16 protein-coding genes are annotated in these 21,506 nt (G+C 38.9%); all 16 read left to right on the forward strand.

Features of this window, described 5'->3' with window-relative positions:
- Positions 1-20: 20 nt before the first annotated feature.
- The 16 genes from sucD (at position 21) to M028_RS0116760 (ending at position 21,337) form a co-directional block, all read left to right on the forward strand.
- A complete protein-coding gene (gene sucD, locus M028_RS0116680) occupies positions 21-923 on the forward strand; it encodes a succinate--CoA ligase subunit alpha (protein WP_026574868.1) in 903 nt (300 codons plus the stop codon).
- A gap of 149 nt (positions 924-1,072) precedes the next feature.
- Positions 1,073-1,963: a DNA-processing protein DprA gene (gene dprA, locus M028_RS0116685; protein ID WP_026574869.1), complete on the forward strand. Its 891-nt coding sequence runs from the start codon at positions 1,073-1,075 to the stop codon at positions 1,961-1,963.
- Positions 1,964-2,425: 462 nt separating this feature from the next.
- On the forward strand, positions 2,426-4,504 hold the full coding sequence (gene topA, locus M028_RS0116695; RefSeq protein WP_026574870.1) for a type I DNA topoisomerase: 2,079 nt from the start codon (positions 2,426-2,428) through the stop codon (positions 4,502-4,504).
- A 169-nt stretch (positions 4,505-4,673) separates the two neighbouring features.
- A complete protein-coding gene (gene trmFO, locus M028_RS0116700) occupies positions 4,674-5,981 on the forward strand; it encodes an FADH(2)-oxidizing methylenetetrahydrofolate--tRNA-(uracil(54)-C(5))-methyltransferase TrmFO (protein ID WP_026574871.1) in 1,308 nt (435 codons plus the stop codon).
- 260 nt (positions 5,982-6,241) lie between these two features.
- Complete coding sequence (gene hslV, locus M028_RS0116705) at positions 6,242-6,784, forward strand: ATP-dependent protease subunit HslV (protein ID WP_026574872.1); 543 nt, start codon at positions 6,242-6,244, stop codon at positions 6,782-6,784.
- 20 nt (positions 6,785-6,804) lie between these two features.
- Positions 6,805-8,211, forward strand: coding sequence for an HslU--HslV peptidase ATPase subunit (gene hslU, locus M028_RS0116710; protein ID WP_026574873.1), 1,407 nt, complete (start codon positions 6,805-6,807; stop codon positions 8,209-8,211).
- A gap of 115 nt (positions 8,212-8,326) precedes the next feature.
- Positions 8,327-9,106 carry a GTP-sensing pleiotropic transcriptional regulator CodY gene (gene codY, locus M028_RS0116715; RefSeq protein WP_026574874.1) on the forward strand — a complete coding sequence of 260 codons (780 nt, stop codon included), beginning with the start codon at positions 8,327-8,329 and terminating at the stop codon, positions 9,104-9,106.
- 218 nt (positions 9,107-9,324) lie between these two features.
- Complete coding sequence (gene rpsB, locus M028_RS0116720; protein WP_026574875.1) at positions 9,325-10,029, forward strand: 30S ribosomal protein S2; 705 nt, start codon at positions 9,325-9,327, stop codon at positions 10,027-10,029.
- 186 nt (positions 10,030-10,215) lie between these two features.
- Complete coding sequence (gene tsf / locus M028_RS0116725; protein ID WP_026574876.1) at positions 10,216-11,100, forward strand: translation elongation factor Ts; 885 nt, start codon at positions 10,216-10,218, stop codon at positions 11,098-11,100.
- Positions 11,101-11,186: 86 nt separating this feature from the next.
- Positions 11,187-11,912, forward strand: coding sequence for a UMP kinase (gene pyrH / locus M028_RS0116730; protein ID WP_026574877.1), 726 nt, complete (start codon positions 11,187-11,189; stop codon positions 11,910-11,912).
- On the forward strand, positions 11,912-12,469 hold the full coding sequence (frr, locus tag M028_RS0116735; protein WP_026574878.1) for a ribosome recycling factor: 558 nt from the start codon (positions 11,912-11,914) through the stop codon (positions 12,467-12,469). Before pyrH ends, frr begins: the two co-directional genes overlap by 1 nt.
- A 271-nt stretch (positions 12,470-12,740) precedes the next feature.
- Complete coding sequence (locus tag M028_RS0116740) at positions 12,741-13,517, forward strand: isoprenyl transferase (protein ID WP_026574879.1); 777 nt, start codon at positions 12,741-12,743, stop codon at positions 13,515-13,517.
- 24 nt (positions 13,518-13,541) lie between these two features.
- A complete protein-coding gene (locus M028_RS0116745) occupies positions 13,542-14,339 on the forward strand; it encodes a phosphatidate cytidylyltransferase (protein ID WP_026574880.1) in 798 nt (265 codons plus the stop codon).
- Positions 14,340-14,368: 29 nt separating this feature from the next.
- Positions 14,369-15,511 carry a 1-deoxy-D-xylulose-5-phosphate reductoisomerase gene (dxr, locus tag M028_RS0116750; RefSeq protein WP_026574881.1) on the forward strand — a complete coding sequence of 381 codons (1,143 nt, stop codon included), beginning with the start codon at positions 14,369-14,371 and terminating at the stop codon, positions 15,509-15,511.
- A gap of 89 nt (positions 15,512-15,600) precedes the next feature.
- Positions 15,601-16,860 (forward strand): RIP metalloprotease RseP, encoded by a 1,260-nt coding sequence (rseP, locus tag M028_RS0116755; RefSeq protein WP_026574882.1) that lies wholly within the window; start codon positions 15,601-15,603, stop codon positions 16,858-16,860.
- A gap of 154 nt (positions 16,861-17,014) precedes the next feature.
- On the forward strand, positions 17,015-21,337 hold the full coding sequence (locus tag M028_RS0116760) for a PolC-type DNA polymerase III (RefSeq protein WP_026574883.1): 4,323 nt from the start codon (positions 17,015-17,017) through the stop codon (positions 21,335-21,337).
- Positions 21,338-21,506 lie beyond the last annotated feature (169 nt).

Below are 21,506 nucleotides of genomic sequence, written 5' to 3' on the forward strand. Positions count from 1 at the left end.
CTTAAGAAAGGGGAATTAACGTGAGCGTTTTTATTAATAAAGATACCAAAGTAATTGTTCAAGGGATTACAGGTGGAACTGCCCGCTTCCACACAAAACAAATGCTTGAATATGGTACAAAAATCGTTGGGGGTACCTCTCCTGGTAAAGGTGGACAAGAGGTAGAAGGCGTACCTGTTTTTAATACAGTAAAAGAAGCTGTTGAAGCTACTGGTGCTACTGCTTCAGTAATATACGTTCCTGCGCCATTTGCAGCAGATTCCATTATTGAGGCTGTTGATGCCGAATTGGATCTTGCTATTTGTATTACTGAACATATTCCAGTACTGGATATGGTAAAAGTTAAACGTTACATGGAAGGCAAGAAAACCCGCTTAGTTGGACCTAACTGTCCTGGTGTTATTACTGCTGATGAGTGTAAAATCGGAATCATGCCTGGATACATCCATACAAAAGGCCATGTTGGTGTTGTTTCCCGCTCCGGAACATTAACATACGAAGCGGTTCATCAATTAACACAAGCAGGTATCGGTCAAACAACAGCAGTTGGTATTGGTGGAGATCCTGTAAATGGAACAAACTTTATCGATGTATTAAAAGCATTTAATGAAGACCCTGAAACTTATGCTGTGATCATGATTGGTGAAATCGGCGGTACAGCAGAAGAAGAAGCTGCTCAATGGGTAAAAGCAAACATGACAAAACCAGTTGTTGGCTTCATCGGCGGCCGTACTGCACCTCCAGGAAAGCGTATGGGCCACGCTGGCGCCATCATTTCAGGCGGTAAAGGTACTGCTGATGAAAAAATCCGTGTCATGAACGAATGTGGCATCAAAGTTGCTGACACTCCATCCGTAATGGGTGAAACATTAATCGAAGCATTAAAAGAACAAGGTTTATACGAAAAGTGCAAAACGCATTAAACTAGAAAAGCGAAGCGACCTCGAGGAGTTAGTCGCTGGAGCTAGACACTAGTTAACGTATAAGAAGTCATCAAAGACCAACAGATAGTCCCTCATATCTTGAGGGGCTATTTCTACTGTTTTAAAAATTCTATAGGGAGGGTCCAATTTTGGACGATTTTAAAGAAAAATTAATCCACTTGCTCCATTACCCCAATATTTCCTGGAATGCCGTATATCAAATGTTAAAAAAAGATCCCACACTCCATTCACTTTATCGCCTGCATCCACAATTACTTCAACAAAAATCTTCATTTCCACCCTTAAATACCTTTCAAGATACGGGTCAAACTTCCTTTCTAACTTACCAATCTGAAATCATTCATGAACAAATCCGCCAATATAAAACAAATGAAATTATTGTTATTTCGATTTTTGACAAAGAATATCCAGCTGTATTAAAGGAAATTTATCAGCCGCCTTGGGCATTATTTGCAAAAGGAGATATATCGTTGTTGGATAAGGAGCCAAAGCTTGCTGTGGTAGGCTCTAGGCAGGCTACACCTTACGGGAAAAATGCAATCAGGCTTATATTTCCAAAATTAATCGAAGACGGGGTACTCATAGTCAGTGGTCTTGCCAAAGGAATAGATGCACTGGCCCACGACACTGCTATTAAAAATGGTGGAAAGACAATTGGTGTGATTGCAGGGGGAATATATCATATCTATCCTAAGGAAAATATGAACCTGGCATTAGAAATGATGAAAAATCAATTGATTATTTCAGAATATCCACCGGATACGAAGCCGCTCAAATGGCATTTTCCGGCACGGAATCGAATCATCAGCGGTCTATCAAAGGGCACCTTTATAATAGAAGCTAAACGTAAAAGCGGGTCGCTTATTACGGCAAATTACGCAGTAAATGAGGGGCGGGAGGTATTTTCACTTCCGGGAAGCATATTTAATCCCTTTTCAAGTGGGACGAACGATTTAATCCAGCAAGGGGCAAAGTTAGTAACGAGTGCAGAGGATATTTTAGAAGAACTGCAATCATGAATCATATTTTACAAAAATTAAGCAAATAATGAATAAAAAATAAAAATTATAGAAGGTTTTTTCGCATTTTTTGGAGAAATAAGCTTAAATAACTTGAAATTATTTCTAATCTGTTATACATTTTCCAACAGATGATTCGATAGGAAAAAGAGGTCGTATCATGTGAAAATGGTTTCTTTATATGACATGTTCATTGACAAGAACAAGGAATATGTTCAATAATAATGGATATTTTGATATTTAATTTTCATTTTAAGCATAATTTGAATATCAAGGAATAATATTGTCGATAAATCGAAAACTTTGGGATAAGTCATTTTTGTAAAGTATTTTTCCAGTCCATATTTTTAATATTGGAATAAAAGGAAAGCTTGTCAAATTGTAAGCATCTTAGAAACAGGCTAAAGCCCGCTTCAAGGCGCTTCCACATTTCTTCTATCCCTCTTAAGGAGGATTACCTAAATGTCTGAGTATCTTGTAATCGTAGAATCGCCAGCAAAAGCGAAAACGATTGAACGTTATCTAGGAAATAAATATAAAGTAAAAGCATCAATGGGGCATGTCCGCGACCTTCCAAGAAGCCAAATGGGTGTAGATGTTGAAAAAAGTTTTGAACCGAAATATATTACAATTCGGGGAAAAGGGCCTGTTCTTAAGGAATTAAAAACAGCTGCTAAAAAAGCAAAAAAAATCTTTCTGGCAGCTGACCCCGATCGCGAAGGGGAAGCCATTGCCTGGCATCTTGCCCATAGCTTGGACGTTGATATTCATTCTGACTGCCGCGTTGTCTTCAATGAAATTACAAAGGATGCAATAAAGGAGTCCTTTAAGCATCCACGGCCAATTAATATGGATCTTGTTGATGCGCAGCAGGCGAGAAGAATTCTTGATCGTTTAGTTGGTTATAATATCAGCCCGCTTCTTTGGAAAAAGGTCAAAAAAGGGTTAAGCGCAGGCCGGGTTCAATCGGTTGCCGTTCGACTGATTATTGACCGAGAAAAAGAAATTCAAGCTTTTGTTCCCGAAGAATATTGGACGATTGAAGGAGAAGTAGTAAAAGGAAAAAACCAATTTCGTGCAGCGTTCCATACAATTTTAGGTGAGAATAAAGAAGAATTACGCTCGGAAGAAGATGTTCAGAATGTCCTAAAGCTGATGGAAGGCAATCAATTTACAGTAACCGCTGTCACAAAGAAGGAGCGGAAAAGAAATCCTGCTCCTCCATTTATTACCTCATCTTTGCAGCAGGAAGCAGCGAGGAAACTTAATTTCCGCGCAAAGAAAACCATGATGCTTGCGCAGCAGTTATATGAGGGGATTGAGCTGGGAAAAGAAGGAACCGTCGGTCTCATTACCTATATGAGAACAGACTCAACCCGTATTTCGGAGGTTGCTCAGAAAGAGGCAGCAGAGTACATTCAAAATCAATACGGTGTGGAATATTTAAAAGAAGAACAAAGAAAAGACAAAAAACAAACGGGTGCACAAGATGCTCATGAAGCCATTCGACCTACGAGTACTTTCAGAGATCCAAACAGTTTAAAGGAATTTTTGTCGAGAGACCAGTTACGGTTGTATAAATTAATTTGGGAACGCTTTTTAGCAAGTCAAATGGCACAGGCTGTAATGGATACAATGAGTGTGGATTTACAAAACGGGAAAGTTATCTTCCGCGCAACAGGTTCAAAGGTAAAATTCCCTGGTTTTATGAAGGTATATGTTGAGGGTAGTGATGATCAAGTAGAAGAAAGGGATAATATGCTGCCGGATTTAAAAGAGGGAGATGAAGTATTCCAAAAGGATATTGAACCGAAGCAGCACTTTACACAACCTCCGCCAAGATATACAGAAGCAAGGCTCGTCAAAACTCTTGAAGAATTAGGAATTGGTCGTCCATCTACCTATGCGCCAACATTGGATACGATTCAAAAAAGAGGATATGTTGCCCTCGATAATAAACGATTCATTCCGACTGAGCTTGGGGAAATTATTCATGAATTGATCCTTGAATTCTTTCCTGATATTTTGGATGTTGAATTTACAGCTAAGATGGAGCAGGGATTAGATAATGTAGAAGATGGCAAAATCCGCTGGGTGGAAATTATTGATGAATTTTACAAAGACTTTGAGACTCATTTAGAGAAAGCCGAAAAGGAAATGCAATCGGTTGAAATAAAAGATGAGCCTGCAGGTGAGGATTGCGAAAACTGTGGAAGTCCAATGGTATTTAAAATGGGACGATACGGAAAATTTATGGCCTGCAGTAATTTCCCGGATTGTCGAAATACAAAACCAATCGTAAAGGAAATCGGGGTTACTTGTCCGAATTGTAAAGAGGGCGCCATTATTGAAAGAAAAAGTAAGAAAAAACGCCTTTTCTATGGATGCGACCGCTTCCCTGAATGCGATTTTATTTCATGGGATAAACCGCTGCCAAGAAACTGCCCAAAATGCGAAACGTATCTGGTTGAGAAGAAATTAAAAAAAGGTGTTCAAGTACAGTGTCCGAATTGCGATTACAAGGAAGAGCAGCAAAGCTAAGAGTGGGCGGATGCCTACTCTCTTTTTTTTTCATTTTAAAAATATTTTAAACCAAAAAACTTTTTTGTTTTTGAAACGTATAGTAAAATGCAAGATGGACTAAATTGAGGGAAAAGTATAGTATAGATGTTTGGTTACATAATTAAGAAAGTGGTCTAGGAGGACATTCATGAAAGAAATGACAGTTAATGTTATTGGAGCAGGACTTGCGGGCAGTGAAGCAGCCTGGCAAATTGCGAAACGTGGGATTAAAGTTCGCCTTTATGAAATGCGACCTGTTAAGCAAACTCCTGCTCATCATACAGATAAATTTGCAGAATTGGTCTGCAGTAATTCTTTAAGAGCAAACACGTTAACGAATGCTGTTGGTGTGTTAAAGGAAGAAATGCGAAAGCTTGATTCCGTCATTATCGCGGCAGCGGATGCCTGCTCAGTTCCTGCTGGTGGTGCTTTAGCAGTTGATCGGCATGAATTTGCAGCAAAAGTAACAAACTTGGTTAAAAATCATGAAAATGTCACGGTCATTAATGAGGAAGTAATTAAAATTCCTGAAGGACCGACAGTTATTGCAACAGGGCCGCTGACAAGTCCTGAACTTTCAGCGCAGCTAAAGAATATAACAGGGGAAGAATATCTTTATTTCTATGATGCTGCAGCACCAATTATTGAAAAAGAAAGTATTGATATGGACAAGGTATATTTAAAATCCCGTTACGATAAGGGAGAAGCAGCATATTTAAATTGTCCGATGACAGAGGAAGAATTTAACCGATTCTATGAGGCATTAATTTCAGCTGAAACCGTTCCATTAAAAGAATTTGAAAAGGAAATTTTCTTCGAAGGCTGTATGCCAATTGAAGTAATGGCGGCTAGAGGAAAGAAAACGATGCTCTTTGGCCCTTTAAAGCCGGTTGGTTTAGAAGACCCGAAAACAGGGAAAAGACCTTTTGCAGTTATTCAGTTAAGACAGGATGATGCGGCAGGAACATTATTTAATATTGTTGGATTTCAAACTCACTTAAAATGGGGGGCACAAAAAGAGGTGCTCAGCCTTATACCGGGGCTTGAAAATGCTGAAATTATCCGTTATGGCGTTATGCACCGGAACACATTTATTAATTCCCCTAAGGTGTTGAGAGCAACCTATCAATTCCGTGAGCGGGAGGATTTATTTTTTGCAGGGCAAATGACCGGAGTAGAAGGATATGTTGAATCAGCAGCTAGCGGATTAATTGCCGGAATTAACGCATCCCGTTTAGTTGAAGGGAAAGAAACGTTGGAGTTTCCTGATGAAACCGCAATTGGAAGTATGGCACACTATATTACCACCACGAACGCGAAAAATTTCCAACCGATGAATGCAAATTTTGGACTTTTTCCTGAATTACCAGTCAAAATTAAGGGGAAACAAGAGAGAAATTTACAGCATGCAAATAGAGCGTTGGAAACAATTCAGAACTTTATGAAAGTTTTGTAAAATTCCTTGCATGGGCTATGGAAGTATGTTACGATTTAGTAGGCCTTGCTTGCTGGAAGCATGATAAATGTGAATGTTTTATTAACATTCTATCTCGGTTATTTACAAATAGAGAAGAATTACTCAAAATATAGAATTGAACATTTTCAACATGGTTTTAGTACATTTATTGTTCACGTTTGAACAAGGAGTTCACGATGCTTTTTCATTCTTGAGTTAATCGGAATATAGAAAACTCCAAAAGAGGAGGATTTTAATTAATGGAGCAATTTCATGCTACTACGATTTTTGCGGTTCACCATAAAGGTGAATGTTCGATGTCAGGTGATGGGCAAGTCACATTTGGAAATGCGGTTGTAATGAAGCACACAGCAAGAAAAGTCAGAAAGATTTTTAATGGTAGAGTATTAGCCGGTTTTGCTGGATCCGTTGCGGATGCTTTTACATTGTTTGAGTTATTTGAAGGTAAACTTGAAGAATATAATGGAAACCTTCAAAGAGCAGCAGTGGAACTTGCTAAGGAATGGCGCAGCGATAAAATGTTGCGAAAGCTTGAAGCGATGCTGATTGTTATGAATCGAGAAAGTTTGCTGCTTGTTTCCGGAACTGGAGAAGTCATAGAGCCAGATGATGGTATACTTGCGATTGGTTCCGGCGGCAATTATGCCTTAGCTGCGGGCCGCTCTTTAAAGAAATACGCAGGGGATCATTTATCTGCAAAAGAAATTGCCAAAGCTTCTTTAGAAATAGCTGCTGAAATATGTGTGTATACGAATCACAATATTATTGTTGAAGAGCTATAACGGGAAGGGAGTCCTGATCAATGGGAAAAACAACAAATTTAACCCCGCGCCAAATCGTAGAGAGACTTGACCAATATATTATTGGGCAGAAGGATGCGAAGAAAGCTGTAGCTGTTGCACTTAGGAATCGATACAGAAGAGGCTTATTAACCGAAAAATTACGGGATGAAATTATTCCGAAAAATATTTTAATGATTGGACCTACAGGTGTTGGTAAAACAGAAATAGCCCGCAGGATTGCTAAGCTAGTCGGGGCTCCTTTTGTTAAGGTTGAGGCAACCAAATTCACTGAGGTGGGCTATGTTGGCCGTGATGTAGAGTCTATGGTCCGTGATTTAGTGGAAACTTCTGTTCGGTTGGTGAAAGAAGAAAGAATGCTTAACGTTAAGGAACGGGCAGAGGAAAATGCAAACAGCAGACTTGTAGACCTGCTAGTACCGTCAGCAAAGAAGTCAACCGGTTATAAAAATCCTCTCGAAATGTTATTTGGCGGTGGAAACTCCCAAAGTGAACATGAGTCACCGCAAACCGATGATTATTCGATTAACGAAAAGCGAAAAAATGTTAAGGAAAAGCTAGCATTAGGTCAACTAGAGGATGAAATTGTTTCTGTTGAAGTGGAAGAGCAGGCTCCATCCATGTTTGATATGCTTCAAGGCTCCGGAATTGAACAAATGGGCATGAATATGCAGGATGCCTTGAGTAGTTTTATGCCAAAGAAACGGAAAAAAAGAAAATTAACCGTCCGAGAAGCTAGAAAAGTTCTAACGAGTGAAGAAGCGCAAAAGTTAATTGATATGGATGAAGTAACCTCAGAAGCGGTTTACAGAGCAGAACAAAATGGCATCATTTTTATTGATGAAATCGATAAAATTGCAAGTAAGAATTCCGGTGGATCATCAGCAGATGTTTCTCGTGAAGGGGTTCAAAGGGATATTTTACCTGTTGTAGAGGGTTCAACGGTAGTAACCAAATATGGTTCGGTTAAAACGGATCATGTCTTGTTTATTGCAGCAGGAGCCTTCCATATGGCAAAGCCTTCTGATTTAATTCCGGAATTACAAGGCCGATTCCCAATTCGGGTTGAATTAACAAAACTAAATGTAGAAGATTTCTTCAGGATTCTTATTGAGCCTGATAATGCCCTTATCAAGCAATATCAAGCATTATTGGAAACTGAAGGTATACAAATTGAATTTTCTGACGATGCTATTCGTAGAATCGCTGAAGTTGCTTTTGACGTGAATCAAAATACGGATAATATTGGAGCAAGACGACTCCACACCATATTAGAAAAACTTTTGGAGGATTTATCCTTCGAAGCACCTGATATTACAATGGAGAAAATTACGATTACACCGCAATATGTCGACGACAAACTTGGAGCGATCTCAAAAAATAAGGACTTAAGTCAATTTATTCTTTAAAAGAGGGTGTTACCAGCCCTTTCTTATGGGGAAACAGTAAAAACACCTAATATTCAAAAGATGATTGTCAAATAAAATTTAATATTGGTTGCAGATCATTAGGAGGAAGAATTACATGGATTTACTTTCAAAAACTAGAAAAATTAATGCGTTATTACAAAAGGCTGCAGGAAAGCCGGTAAACTTTAAAGAAATGGCTGAAACACTAAGTGAAGTGATTGAGTCAAATATTTATGTTGTTAGCCGTCGTGGTAAATTATTAGGCTTTGCAGTTAATCAGCATTTTGAAAATGAGCGCATGTCAAAAATGTTGGAAGAGCGTCAATTCCCCGAAGAATATACGAAAGGTTTATTTAATATTCAAGAAACATCTCCAAACCTTGATGTTAATAGTGAATATACTGCCTTTCCAGTTGAAAACAAAGAACTTTTCCCTGAAGGCTTAACGACTGTTGTTCCAATTATTGGCGGCGGTGAACGGTTAGGAACATTAATCCTCGCAAGAGTACAGGAAAAATTCCTTGATGATGATTTAATTCTTGCAGAGTACGGTGCAACCGTAGTAGGTATGGAAATCCTACGGGAAAAAGCAGAGGAAATTGAAGAAGAAGCTAGAAGTAAAGCAGTTGTACAAATGGCGATTAGTTCGCTGTCTTATAGTGAACTTGAAGCAATTGAACATATTTTTGAAGAATTAAACGGTCATGAAGGCTTATTAGTTGCATCAAAAATTGCCGATCGTGTTGGGATTACCCGCTCGGTTATTGTCAATGCATTAAGAAAGCTTGAAAGTGCAGGCGTAATCGAGTCTCGTTCCCTTGGAATGAAAGGAACGTATATTAAAGTCTTAAACGACAAGTTCTTAGTTGAGCTTGATAAATTAAGATCTAATTAATAAAAAGTAAACCTAAAAAGGAGAATCCCCTATTACAAAAAATAGGGGATTCTATTTTTTGAAACTAGTTCTTGATTTGTGTTCTATATTTATGCTATATTATTTGATGGTGTTAATACACACGCTTGTTGATTTAAACAGACGGTGCTGTTAAACCAAACAGTTTCTGTTTAAAAATGAGATAAGCGGAGGAAAACAAACCATTAGGAGGAAAAAACATGTCAGTCATTTCTATGAAGCAATTGCTTGAAGCTGGTGTACATTTTGGACACCAAACTCGCCGTTGGAACCCAAAAATGAAGAAATATATCTTCACTGAGCGTAACGGCATCTATATCATCGACCTTCAAAAAACAGTTAAGAAGGTAGAAGAAGCTTATAACTGGGTAAAGGAACTTGCTGGTAACGGCGGAACAGTTCTTTTCGTTGGTACAAAGAAACAAGCTCAAGATTCTGTTAAAGAAGAAGCAGGCCGTTCTGGTCAATATTATGTGAACCAACGCTGGTTAGGCGGTACATTAACAAACTTCGAAACAATCCAAAAGCGTATTGGCCGCTTAAAAGATATTGAAAGAATGTCAGAAGACGGTACTTTCGAAGTACTACCTAAAAAAGAAGTTGTTCAATTAAAGAAAGAACAAGAACGTCTTGAAAAATTCCTAGGCGGAATTAAAGATATGAAACAGCTTCCAGATGCATTATTCATCATTGACCCTCGTAAAGAGCGTATCGCAGTTGCAGAAGCTAAGAAATTAAACATCCCTATCGTAGGTATTGTTGATACAAACTGTGATCCGGATGAAATCGATGTAGTTATTCCTGCGAACGACGATGCAATCCGTGCGGTTAAATTATTAACTGGCAAAATGGCGGATGCAATCCTTGAAGCAAAACAAGGTGAAGAAGTAGCAGTAGAAGCTTAATTCTATAGTGCCAACATTCAAAAAGGTGATAAGAGGGAGACCCTTTATCACCTTTTTTTAAAGAAAATTCAAGTCTAGACTAGCCCCTTGGGGAACAAACAAAGGCGTAGTTTAAAAGCAAAAAGGTTTATCTTAGGTTTGATTGGCTAAGATATGAATACATAGTATATAAGGAGGAAATACATTATGGCAGTAACGGCTCAAATGGTTAAGGAACTTCGTGAAAAAACAGGCGCAGGAATGATGGATTGTAAAAAAGCATTAACAGAAACAAATGGTGATATGGACAAAGCAATTGATTACCTTCGTGAAAAAGGAATTGCAAAAGCTGCAAAGAAAGCAGATCGTATTGCTGCTGAAGGAACAACTTACATTTTAACAGAAGGAAACGAAGCAGTTATCCTAGAAGTGAACTCAGAAACTGACTTCGTTGCAAAAAACGAAGGTTTCCAAACACTTGTTAAGGAACTTGCTGAACACCTTCTAAAAAATAAACCAGCAACAGTAGAAGAAGCTTCTGAGCAAAAAATGGAAAATGGTGCAACAGTTTCTGAACATATCAATGCTGCAATTGCTAAAATTGGTGAAAAGCTTTCCCTTCGCCGCTTTGTAATTGTATCTAAATCCGATAATGATGCATTCGGTGCATACCTTCACATGGGCGGTCGTATCGGTGTTTTATCTGTACTTGAAGGCACTACTGATGCAAGTGCAGCAAAGGATGTTTCCATGCATATCGCTGCGTTAAATCCAAAATATGTTTCTCGTGATCAAGTATCACAAGAAGAAGTTGAGCGTGAGCGCGAAATCTTAACACAGCAAGCCCTTAACGAAGGTAAGCCGGAAAATATCGTTGCAAAAATGGTTGAAGGCCGCCTAGGAAAATATTTTGAAGATGTTTGTGTTCTTGATCAAGCATTCGTTAAAAACCCTGATCAAAAAGTACGCCAATTCGTTGAATCAAAAGGTGCTACTGTTCGAGAATTCATTCGCTATGAAGTAGGCGAAGGCATTGAAAAACGTGAAGATAACTTTGCAGAAGAAGTTATGAACCAAGTAAATAAAAAATAATTTGAATAGGGAGCACATTGTGTTCCCTATTTTTGAAGCATGAAGAAATTAAATGGTAATACATCATCAAAAATTCGGAGGTTTATATGGGTAGTCCTAAGTACAAACGCGTCGTTTTAAAATTAAGCGGGGAAGCACTTGCGGGAGAGTCGAGCTTTGGCATTAAACCTTCTGTGATTAAATCCATTGCTGCTCAAGTAAAAGAGATTGCTGAACTTGGAGTTGAAGTAGCAGTTGTTGTTGGCGGCGGCAATATTTGGCGCGGGAAAATCGGCAGTGAGATGGGAATGGACCGGGCAACGGCTGATTATATGGGAATGTTGGCGACGGTAATGAATTCCTTAGCACTTCAAGATAGCTTAGAGCATTTAGGGATTGAATCACGCGTGCAAACTTCAATTGAAATGCGTCAGGTTGCAGAACCCTATATAAGACGTCGTGCAATAAGACATCTAGAAAAGAAACGTGTAGTAATTTTTGCAGCAGGTACTGGAAATCCATATTTCTCAACGGATACAACTGCAGCACTCAGAGCAGCAGAAATTGATGCAGAAGTAATTTTAATGGCAAAAAATAATGTAGATGGGGTATATTCTGCAGACCCTCGTATAGATAAAAATGCAACTAAATATGAGGAGCTTTCTTATCTTGATGTAATCAAAGAAGGGTTGGCCGTAATGGATTCCACTGCCTCTTCATTATGTATGGATAATGATATTCCGCTTATTGTTTTCTCAATTATGGAACAAGGGAATATTAAACGCGCCGTAATGGGTGAAAAAATTGGAACAATTGTTAGGGGGAAAAACTAATGCCAAAACAAGTCATCTCCAACGCAAAAGATAAAATGTCAAAAGGGATTCAAGCATTTACACGTGAGCTTGCAAGCATTCGTGCCGGAAGAGCAAGTGCATCCCTATTGGACCGGATTACCGTTGATTATTACGGAGCGCCAACTCCAGTAAACCAGGTTGCAGGAATTACAACTCCTGAGGCAAGACTTCTGGTCATTCAGCCGTACGACAAATCCATTCTTGGTGATATCGAGAAGGCGATTCTAAAATCCGATTTAGGTTTGAATCCATCAAATGATGGTATGCTCATTCGGATTGCGATTCCACAACTAACGGAAGAACGTCGTAAAGAACTTGTTAAATTAGTGAAAAAAGAATCAGAAGAAGCAAAAGTAGCGATTCGAAATGTACGTCGTGATGCAAATGAAGACTTGAAAAAGTTAGAGAAAAAAGGCGATATTACTGAAGATGATCTTCGAGGTTATTCTGACGATATTCAAAAATTGACAGATGAAAATATCAGTAAAATTGATAAAATTACAAAAGACAAAGAGAAAGAAATTATGGAAGTATAACCAATTTACTTGGCAGGGTGACCCTCTATTTTAGGGGGTTTTTTCACTATTTGAGCTCAGATTCTTTTTGGAGATTTATCAAAATAAGTTTTCTGAATATTATTCTTAATTCCTTATATTTTACATAAGTTAGTTATTAGAAGATATCTTCATGTTTTTTTGGTATGATAAAAACATGCTAAATGATCATTCATAGGATTTGTTACTGGTTCGATTAGAGAAAAATCTATTATCGGAGTATATGATTAACTTAATTTGGAGGAGCATTGTCATGTTTAATAAAATAAGGCTTTGGAAGAATCAAAATAACTCTTCCACACTCCGAGAAAAAATAGAAGAGATAAAAAAATTACCAATTCCTGAGCATGTTGCGATTATAATGGACGGGAATGGACGATGGGCAAAAAAAAGGGCATTACCACGAATAGCAGGACACCATGAAGGGATGAAGGTCGTTCGTAAAACTACACGACTTGCCAATCAGCTTGGAATTAAAACCTTAACCTTATATGCCTTTTCAACTGAAAATTGGAAACGACCTAAAAACGAAGTGGAATATATCATGAAATTACCTGAGGAATTTCTAGGTACGTTCCTTCCGGAATTAATTGAAGAAAATGTTCAAGTGAAAATGATGGGATACAAAGATAAACTCCCTGTACATACATTACACGCGATTGAAAAAGCTATTGAAGAAACAAAAAATAATAATGGACTAGTCTTAAACTTTGCGCTGAATTACGGAAGCAGGGCTGAAATCATTGATGCAGTCAAACAAGTCGTAAGTGATTGCAGAAGTGATATTATGAATGAAAATGATTTAAATGAAGAGGTTTTTTCCTCGTATTTGATGACAGCAAACATGACGGACCCTGATCTATTAATTCGAACAAGTGGTGAAATTCGCCTGAGCAATTTCATGCTTTGGCAATTGGCTTACACAGAATTCTGGTTTACTGAGGTTTTATGGCCGGACTTCGGTGAGGAGCATCTGCTTGAGGCGATTGAAACATTTCAAAATCGTCAGCGCCGGTTTGGAGGAATATAGTCCATAAAGGTGTGAAACTAATAGATGAAGCAAAGAATCATAACAGCAGTCGTGGCCGCCGCACTTTTTGTTCCGATTGTGTTTTATGGAGGACTGCCATTCGTCCTATTATCGTATTTCTTGGCAACTATTGGCTTGTACGAGCTTTTAAAAATGAAAAATCTTTCTATTTTTACCGTACATGGCTTTCTGGCAACATTGTTTCTTTGGGTGATTATATTTCCAAAACAATATGACCACGTCATGAATACTTTTTATTATACAAAATCTGAATTGGCCATTGCTTTTGTGTTGTTGCTGTTGGCCTATACAGTTATAACGAAAAACCGATTTACTTTTGAAGATGGAGCTTTTTCCGTTCTTTCTGCCGTTTATGTTGGAATGGGGTTTTATTTTTTCATGGAAGCCCGTAATGCCGGCCTTGTTTATATTTTTTATTCCTTGTTTATCATGTGGGCAACCGATTCTGGTGCATATTTCATCGGAAAAGCTGCCGGTAAGAACAAATTATGGCCGGAAATAAGTCCAAATAAAACCATTGAAGGTTCCATTGGCGGTGTAGTATGTGCTCTTATTGTCGGGGTTTTATTTGCTTTATTTTCCGATTTTAATGCATCATTACTTGAAATATTAGGAATTACCATAGTGTTATCTATTTTTGGACAAATCGGTGATTTGGTTGAATCGGCGTTTAAACGTCATTTTAATGTAAAGGATTCTGGGAAAATTTTACCTGGTCACGGTGGGATTCTTGACCGATTTGACAGCTTATTGTTCGTCTGGCCATTGTTGCATTTCTTCCACCTTTGGCCAAATTTATAAGTGGTTTATTTTTTGGGAGTTGAATATAGTTGAAAATAATTAGCCTACTGGGTGCCACAGGATCCATTGGCACCCAGACTCTAGATATTATTCGCGAGCATCCTGATACCTTTCAGCTAGGTGCAATGTCTGTTGGAAAGAATATTGACTTGGCAAGAAAGTTCATCCATGAATTCAAGCCACAGCTTGTTTCGGTACAGGATTATCAAGACTGCGCAACCTTAAATACTGAGTTTCCAAATACAAAATTTACATTTGGGCACGAAGGTTTAATTGAGGTTGCTATCTATGAAAAAGCAGAAATTCTTGTAAATGCGGTGCTCGGGAGCGTTGGACTAAACCCGACATTACAAGCAATTGAAACTGGGAAGGTCATTGCAATTGCCAATAAGGAAACACTTGTTACAGCCGGACATCTAGTCATGGATGCTGTGAGGAAAAATAATGTTAGTCTACTTCCTGTCGATAGCGAACACTCTGCTATTTTTCAAGCACTACAAGGAGAAAAACATAAAAATATAGAAAGATTAATTTTAACAGCATCTGGCGGAAGTTTCCGTGATCGCTCGCGTGCGGAATTAGAAAATGTTACGGTTAATGATGCTTTAAATCATCCAAACTGGTCAATGGGTGCAAAAATTACCATCGACTCGGCCACAATGATGAATAAAGGTTTAGAAGTAATTGAGGCACACTGGCTATTTGATATGCCATATGAGAAAATCGATGTTCTGCTTCACAAAGAGAGTATTATTCATTCAATGGTTGAATTTCATGATAGCAGCATTATCGCCCAGTTGGGAACGCCGGATATGAGGGTGCCTATCCAATATGCTCTTACCTATCCGGAACGCGCTCAGCTCCCGTCAGCAAAACGACTAGACTTAGCGCAAATTGGCAAACTGCATTTTCAGGAAATGGATCAAGATCGCTTCCGCTGTCTAAGATTCGCCTATCATGCCGGAAAAGAGGGCGGAACAATGCCAACTGCCTTGAACGCTGCGAATGAAGTGGCAGTTGCAGCGTTTTTGGAAGGGAAAATTCGTTTCTTGCAAATTGAAGATTTGATTGAAAAAGCAATACACGCTCATCAAACGATGGCACAACCAAGTTTAACTGATATCCAAGAGGTCGACAAAGAAACGAGACAATATGTACGTTCACTTCTATAAGGAAAGCTCCGAGCGCCAAGGGCGCTTTAGCTCGACATTTATCGAAGTTAAAAGTTACTTCCTTATCCTGATAAAAGGTGGTTTTACTATTGACGACAGTTATAGCCTTTATTGTAATCTTTGGCGCACTTGTCTTTTTTCATGAATTGGGTCACTTAATTTTTGCAAAACGAGCAGGTATTCTTTGCCGGGAATTTGCAATTGGCTTCGGCCCGAAGGTTTTTTCACATAAAAAAGGAGAAACAACCTATACCATTCGCTTGCTTCCTATTGGAGGATTTGTCCGTATGGCAGGTGAGGATCCTGAAATGGTTGAAATCAAGCCTGGATACCGTATTGGCTTATTGTTTGATAAAGATGAAACAGTAAATAAAATTATTTTTAATAAAAAAGAAAAGTTTCCTGATTGCCGGATCATTGAAGTTGAATATGCTGATATTGAAAAAGATTTGATCATCAAGGGGTATCCAGATGATGAGGATGACCAACTAAAGACCTTTATGATTCATCCAAAAGCAATGATTGTTGAAAATGGAATCGAATCTCAGATAGCTCCACTTGATCGCCAATTTGGATCAAAAACATTATGGCAAAGAACAATGGCCATTTTTGCAGGGCCAATGATGAATTTTGTTCTCGCTTTTATCATTTTTATTGTCATTGCCCTATTACAAGGGGTTCCTACTAATGATCCTAAATTAGGTGAAATTACTACTGATGGGGCCGCAAAAGCTGCAGGGCTTCACAAGGGAGATGTGGTCCAAAGTATAAATGGTGCAGAGGTTACCAGTTGGGCTGATGTGGTAGAAATCATTCGAAATAGCCCGAATAAAAAATTAGATTTTACAATTACCCGCGATGGAAAAGAAATGGATGTGCAAGTAACGCCAATTGAAAAAACGGTTGATGGAAAGAAAATGGGATTAATTGGTGTATATAGCCCTGTTGAAAAATCACCAATTCAAGCCATTTCGGCCGGGGTTAAAGATACGTATACCTGGACAATGCAAATCATCACGATGCTTGGAAAATTGCTTACTGGTCAATTTTCAATTAATATGCTTTCTGGTCCAGTAGGTATTTATCAAGCTACCGATACGGTTGCGAAATCAGGCATCTATTATCTAATGAAATGGGCAGGAATCTTAAGTATAAATTTAGGCATAATGAATTTACTGCCAATACCGGCACTTGACGGTGGAAGATTAATGTTTTTTGCAGTTGAAGCACTTAGAGGGAAACCAATCGACCGTCAAAAAGAAGGGATGGTTCACTTTATTGGATTCGCTCTGCTAATGCTTTTAATGCTAGTTGTAACTTGGAACGATATCCAACGATTTTTCTTATAAAGTATTCTAGGTACCTTTTAGGGGTACCTTTCTTTTTTGACTAAAATTAGCTGAAGTTTCCTGTCGAATAAAGACGAATCAACTTGGTTGATATGATATAATTATTATTTGAATTAAAGTGACTAGAGATTAAAGATAGATGGGAGAGAGAATGATGAGCGAAAATGCCTTAGGCAATAAAGAGCGATTCTTACTCTTGCTCCAACAGCTGCAAATGCAAGAAGATGCTGTGGTAGCACAATTTCCAAACGCACAAATTGAAAAACTAATCGTCGAAAAAAAAGCCCGTAAGTGGCATTTTCAATTTCTATTAGAAAAAATCCTTCCCTACAATGTATATATCCGCTTTACTACCCAATTGGAAAGAACATTTTCAAATATTGCCCGTATTTCGTATGAGATAAATGTTGCCGAGCAAACTTTTTCACCGGACTTATTATTAGAGTACTGGAACCATTGTATCCAGCAGATTGACGGTATTGCTCCGCCTCTATTAAAGCTATTAAATGAACAAATCCCTACGATTAATGGGAATAAAGTATCAGTTTCTGTACGAAATGAAACAGAGGGTCTTGCACTGTCACGGAAATATGGAGGAGTGATCAGTAAAATTTATCAATCCTTTGGCTTTCCTGTTCTAACAATTGACACAACAGTCCAAAGTGCAGAAAAGAATGATGAATATGAACAATTTTTACTGGCTAAACAGAAGGAAGATCAGGAACGCGGTCTTCAAGCACTCATAGAGTTACAGAAGAAGGAAGCGGAAAAAGAATCTGGCGGTGATATTCCGCAAGGCCCGCTTACAATTGGTCTTACGATTAAGGATGATCAGGATTATCGCACAATGATTGATATCGTGGACGAAGAAAGAAGAGTAACTGTCCAAGGATATATTTTCGATGCCGAAACGAGAGAACTTAGGAGCGGCCGTACCCTGCTTACCTTTAAAATTACTGACTATACAAGTTCTATCATGGTCAAAATGTTCTCAAGAGATAAAGAGGATGCTTCCCTATTTCAGCATGTAAAAAAAGGAATGTGGGTGAAGGTTAGAGGAAGTATTCAAAATGATACATTCGTCCGGGATCTTGTGATGATTGGGAACGATATAAATGAAATAAACCCAGCAGGCCGTAAAGACACTGCTCCGGAGAATGAGAAGCGTGTAGAACTCCATCTTCATACCCCGATGAGCCAAATGGATGCAGTTACTCCTGTTAGCACCCTTATTGCTCAGGCGAAAAAATGGGGGCACAAAGCAATTGCGGTTACCGATCATGCGGTTGCTCAATCTTTTCCGGAAGCATTTGGTGCCGGTAAAAAAAATGATATTAAAATTCTATATGGAATTGAAGCCAATCTAATTGATGACGGAGTACCGATTGCTTATAATGGCGCACATCGGCTTCTGGCTGATGATACCTACGTAATTTTTGACGTAGAAACTACAGGGCTTTCAGCTGTTTATGATACGATTATCGAGCTTGCTGCGGTAAAAATACGAGATGGAGAAATTATTGACCGCTTTGAGTCATTTGCAAATCCCCATCACCGTTTATCAGCTACTACAATTAATTTGACCGGTATTACGGATGACATGGTAGAAAATGCACCAGAGGTGGCAGAAGTAATCCGAAGTTTCCATGACTGGGTTGGAGATGCTGTTCTCGTCGCACATAATGCATCCTTTGATATGGGTTTCTTGAATGTCGGCTACAAAAATATTGGCATTGAAAAAGCAAAAAACCCGGTAATTGACACGCTTGAACTTGGTCGTTTTCTTTATCCTGAACTAAAAAATCACCGGTTAAATACGCTTGCTAAAAAGTTTGATATTGAATTAACGCAGCACCACCGCGCTATTTATGATGCAGAAGCCACAGGCTACTTATTGTTAAAAATGCTTAAGGATTCACTTGAAAAGGGTATTGAATACCATGATCAGTTCAATGACAACATGGGGAAAGGGAATGCTTATCAAAGAGCACGTCCATATCACTGCACCCTACTCGCTCAAAATGAAGTGGGATTAAAGAATTTATTTAAATTAGTTTCGATATCGCATATTGAGTATTATTACAGGGTTCCTCGATTACCGCGGTCAGTACTTCAAAAATATCGAGAAGGCATTTTAGTTGGTTCCGCATGCAATAAAGGAGAGGTTTTTGAGGGAATGATGCAAAAATCTCCTGAAGAAGTTGAAGCCTTTGCTCATTTTTATGATTATCTTGAGGTTATGCCAAAACCGGTGTATGCTCCGATGTTAGAAATGGAATTAATCAAAAATGAAAAGGCCCTTGAAGAAATTATCGGAAACATTGTGAAGCTGGGGGATAAACTGGGGATTCCAGTAGTCGCAACCGGAAACGTTCATTATTTAAACGAAAACGATAAAATTTATCGAAAAATATTAATCAACTCTCAAGGCGGCGCGAATCCGCTCAACCGCCATCAGCTGCCAGATGTTCACTTTAGGACAACCAATGAAATGCTCGATGCTTTTTCATTTTTGGGGGCTGAAAAGGCTAAGGAAATTGTTGTCACCAATACAAATAAAATTGCTGATATGATCGAGGTTATTAAACCAATCAAGGATGATTTATATACCCCGAAAATCGAGGGTGCCGATGAAGAGATGCGAGAGATGAGCTATGCAATGGCTAGAAAAATCTATGGGGATACACTTCCGGAGATTGTTGAGGCGCGCTTAGAAAAGGAATTAAAAAGTATTATTGGTCACGGGTTTGCAGTCATTTATTTAATTTCTCATAAGCTCGTAAAAAAATCGCTCGATGATGGCTATCTTGTAGGTTCCCGTGGTTCTGTTGGCTCATCATTGGTTGCCACCATGACGGAAATAACAGAGGTTAATCCATTACCACCACATTACATTTGTCCATCCTGTAAGCATTCCGAGTTTTTTAATGATGGTTCAGTTGGTTCTGGATTTGATTTACCTGATAAGGATTGTCCGCAATGCGGCGGAAAATATCGCAAGGATGGACATGATATTCCGTTCGAAACTTTCCTTGGCTTTAAAGGGGATAAGGTTCCAGATATTGACTTGAACTTCTCAGGGGAATATCAGCCACGTGCCCATAATTATACAAAGGTTTTATTTGGTGAAGAGTATGTTTATCGTGCCGGAACAATCGGAACGGTTGCTGATAAGACAGCATTTGGTTATGTAAAAGCTTATCAACAGGATAATAATCTACAAATACGGGGAGCAGAGGTAGAAAGATTAGCCTCCGGGTGCACAGGAGTCAAAAGAACAACGGGACAGCACCCGGGGGGGATCATTGTTATCCCTGATTATATGGATGTGTATGATTTTTCGCCGATACAATTCCCAGCGGATGATAAAAATTCTGAATGGAAAACGACCCATTTTGATTTCCACTCTATCCATGATAATGTCCTAAAGCTTGATATACTCGGACACGACGATCCAACCGTAATCAGGATGCTGCAAGACCTAAGTGGAATCGACCCAAAAACGATTCCGACTGATGATCCGGAAGTGATGAAAATTTTTAGTGGAACCGAATCACTCGGGGTAACCGAGCAGCAAATCATGTGTAAAACCGGCACATTGGGGATCCCGGAATTTGGAACAAGATTCGTTCGGCAAATGCTTGAAGATACAAAACCAACAACCTTTTCTGAACTTGTTCAAATTTCTGGTCTATCCCACGGAACAGATGTATGGTTGGGAAATGCCCAAGAACTAATTCATAATCGAACTTGTACACTTAGTGAAGTTATCGGCTGTCGTGATGATATAATGGTCTATTTAATTTACCAAGGACTTGATCCGTCTTTTGCTTTTAAAATTATGGAATCCGTTCGTAAAGGGAAAGGCTTAAGTGAAGAAATGGAAGCAGAAATGCGCAAAAATGAAGTGCCAGAATGGTACATTGATTCCTGCAAAAAAATCAAATATATGTTCCCGAAAGCCCATGCTGCTGCATATGTATTAATGGCCGTTAGGATTGCCTTTTTTAAAGTACATCTGCCGCTTCTTTATTACGCAGCCTACTTCACTGTCCGTGCTGAGGATTTCGATGTGGAGGCAATGGCCCGCGGTTCAGAAGCTATTCGGGCAAGAATTGAGGAAATCAATGCAAAGGGACTTGAGGCGTCAAATAAAGAGAAAAACCTTTTGACTGTTCTCGAATTAGCTTTGGAAATGACGGAAAGAGGATTTTCATTTAAGAAAATTGATTTATACAAATCTTCCGCCTCAGAGTTTATTATAGAGGGAGATTCATTAATTCCACCGTTTAATTCGATCCCTGGTCTAGGAACAAATGTTGCTTTAAGTATTGTAAAGGCAAGGGAAGAAGGCGAATTTTTATCGAAAGAAGACCTTCAGCAGCGCGGTAAAGTATCCAAGACCATTCTTGAATATTTGGACAAACAAGGCGCCCTTGAATCCCTGCCAGAACAAAACCAGCTGTCGCTTTTCTAGATGTCTAGCTCCAGCGCCTAGCCCCTCGATGGTCTACAGCCGATCCGTCAAGAAGGTAAAGGGCGACCTTCTCGCCGGCTCGTCTTATGCTATGCCTGAGGCTGATCAAGGCGCTTCCGCCTTTCGTGTTTGCATATATAACTTGACTATGGTATAGTTTTATTGGAAA

The sequence above is a fragment of the Bacillus sp. UNC438CL73TsuS30 genome (assembly GCF_000482325.1).
Lineage (GTDB): Bacteria > Bacillota > Bacilli > Bacillales > Cytobacillaceae > Neobacillus.

Coding starts and splice junctions, on each gene's coding strand:
- M028_RS0116760 (WP_026574883.1), top strand. CDS start 17,015: ATGAGCGAAAATGCCTTAGGCAATAAAGAGCGATTCTTACTCTTGCTC.
- hslU (WP_026574873.1), top strand. CDS start 6,805: ATGGGAAAAACAACAAATTTAACCCCGCGCCAAATCGTAGAGAGACTT.
- frr (WP_026574878.1), top strand. CDS start 11,912: ATGCCAAAACAAGTCATCTCCAACGCAAAAGATAAAATGTCAAAAGGG.
- M028_RS0116740 (WP_026574879.1), top strand. CDS start 12,741: ATGTTTAATAAAATAAGGCTTTGGAAGAATCAAAATAACTCTTCCACA.
- tsf (WP_026574876.1), top strand. CDS start 10,216: ATGGCAGTAACGGCTCAAATGGTTAAGGAACTTCGTGAAAAAACAGGC.
- hslV (WP_026574872.1), top strand. CDS start 6,242: ATGGAGCAATTTCATGCTACTACGATTTTTGCGGTTCACCATAAAGGT.
- rpsB (WP_026574875.1), top strand. CDS start 9,325: ATGTCAGTCATTTCTATGAAGCAATTGCTTGAAGCTGGTGTACATTTT.
- codY (WP_026574874.1), top strand. CDS start 8,327: ATGGATTTACTTTCAAAAACTAGAAAAATTAATGCGTTATTACAAAAG.
- M028_RS0116745 (WP_026574880.1), top strand. CDS start 13,542: ATGAAGCAAAGAATCATAACAGCAGTCGTGGCCGCCGCACTTTTTGTT.
- trmFO (WP_026574871.1), top strand. CDS start 4,674: ATGAAAGAAATGACAGTTAATGTTATTGGAGCAGGACTTGCGGGCAGT.
- pyrH (WP_026574877.1), top strand. CDS start 11,187: ATGGGTAGTCCTAAGTACAAACGCGTCGTTTTAAAATTAAGCGGGGAA.
- topA (WP_026574870.1), top strand. CDS start 2,426: ATGTCTGAGTATCTTGTAATCGTAGAATCGCCAGCAAAAGCGAAAACG.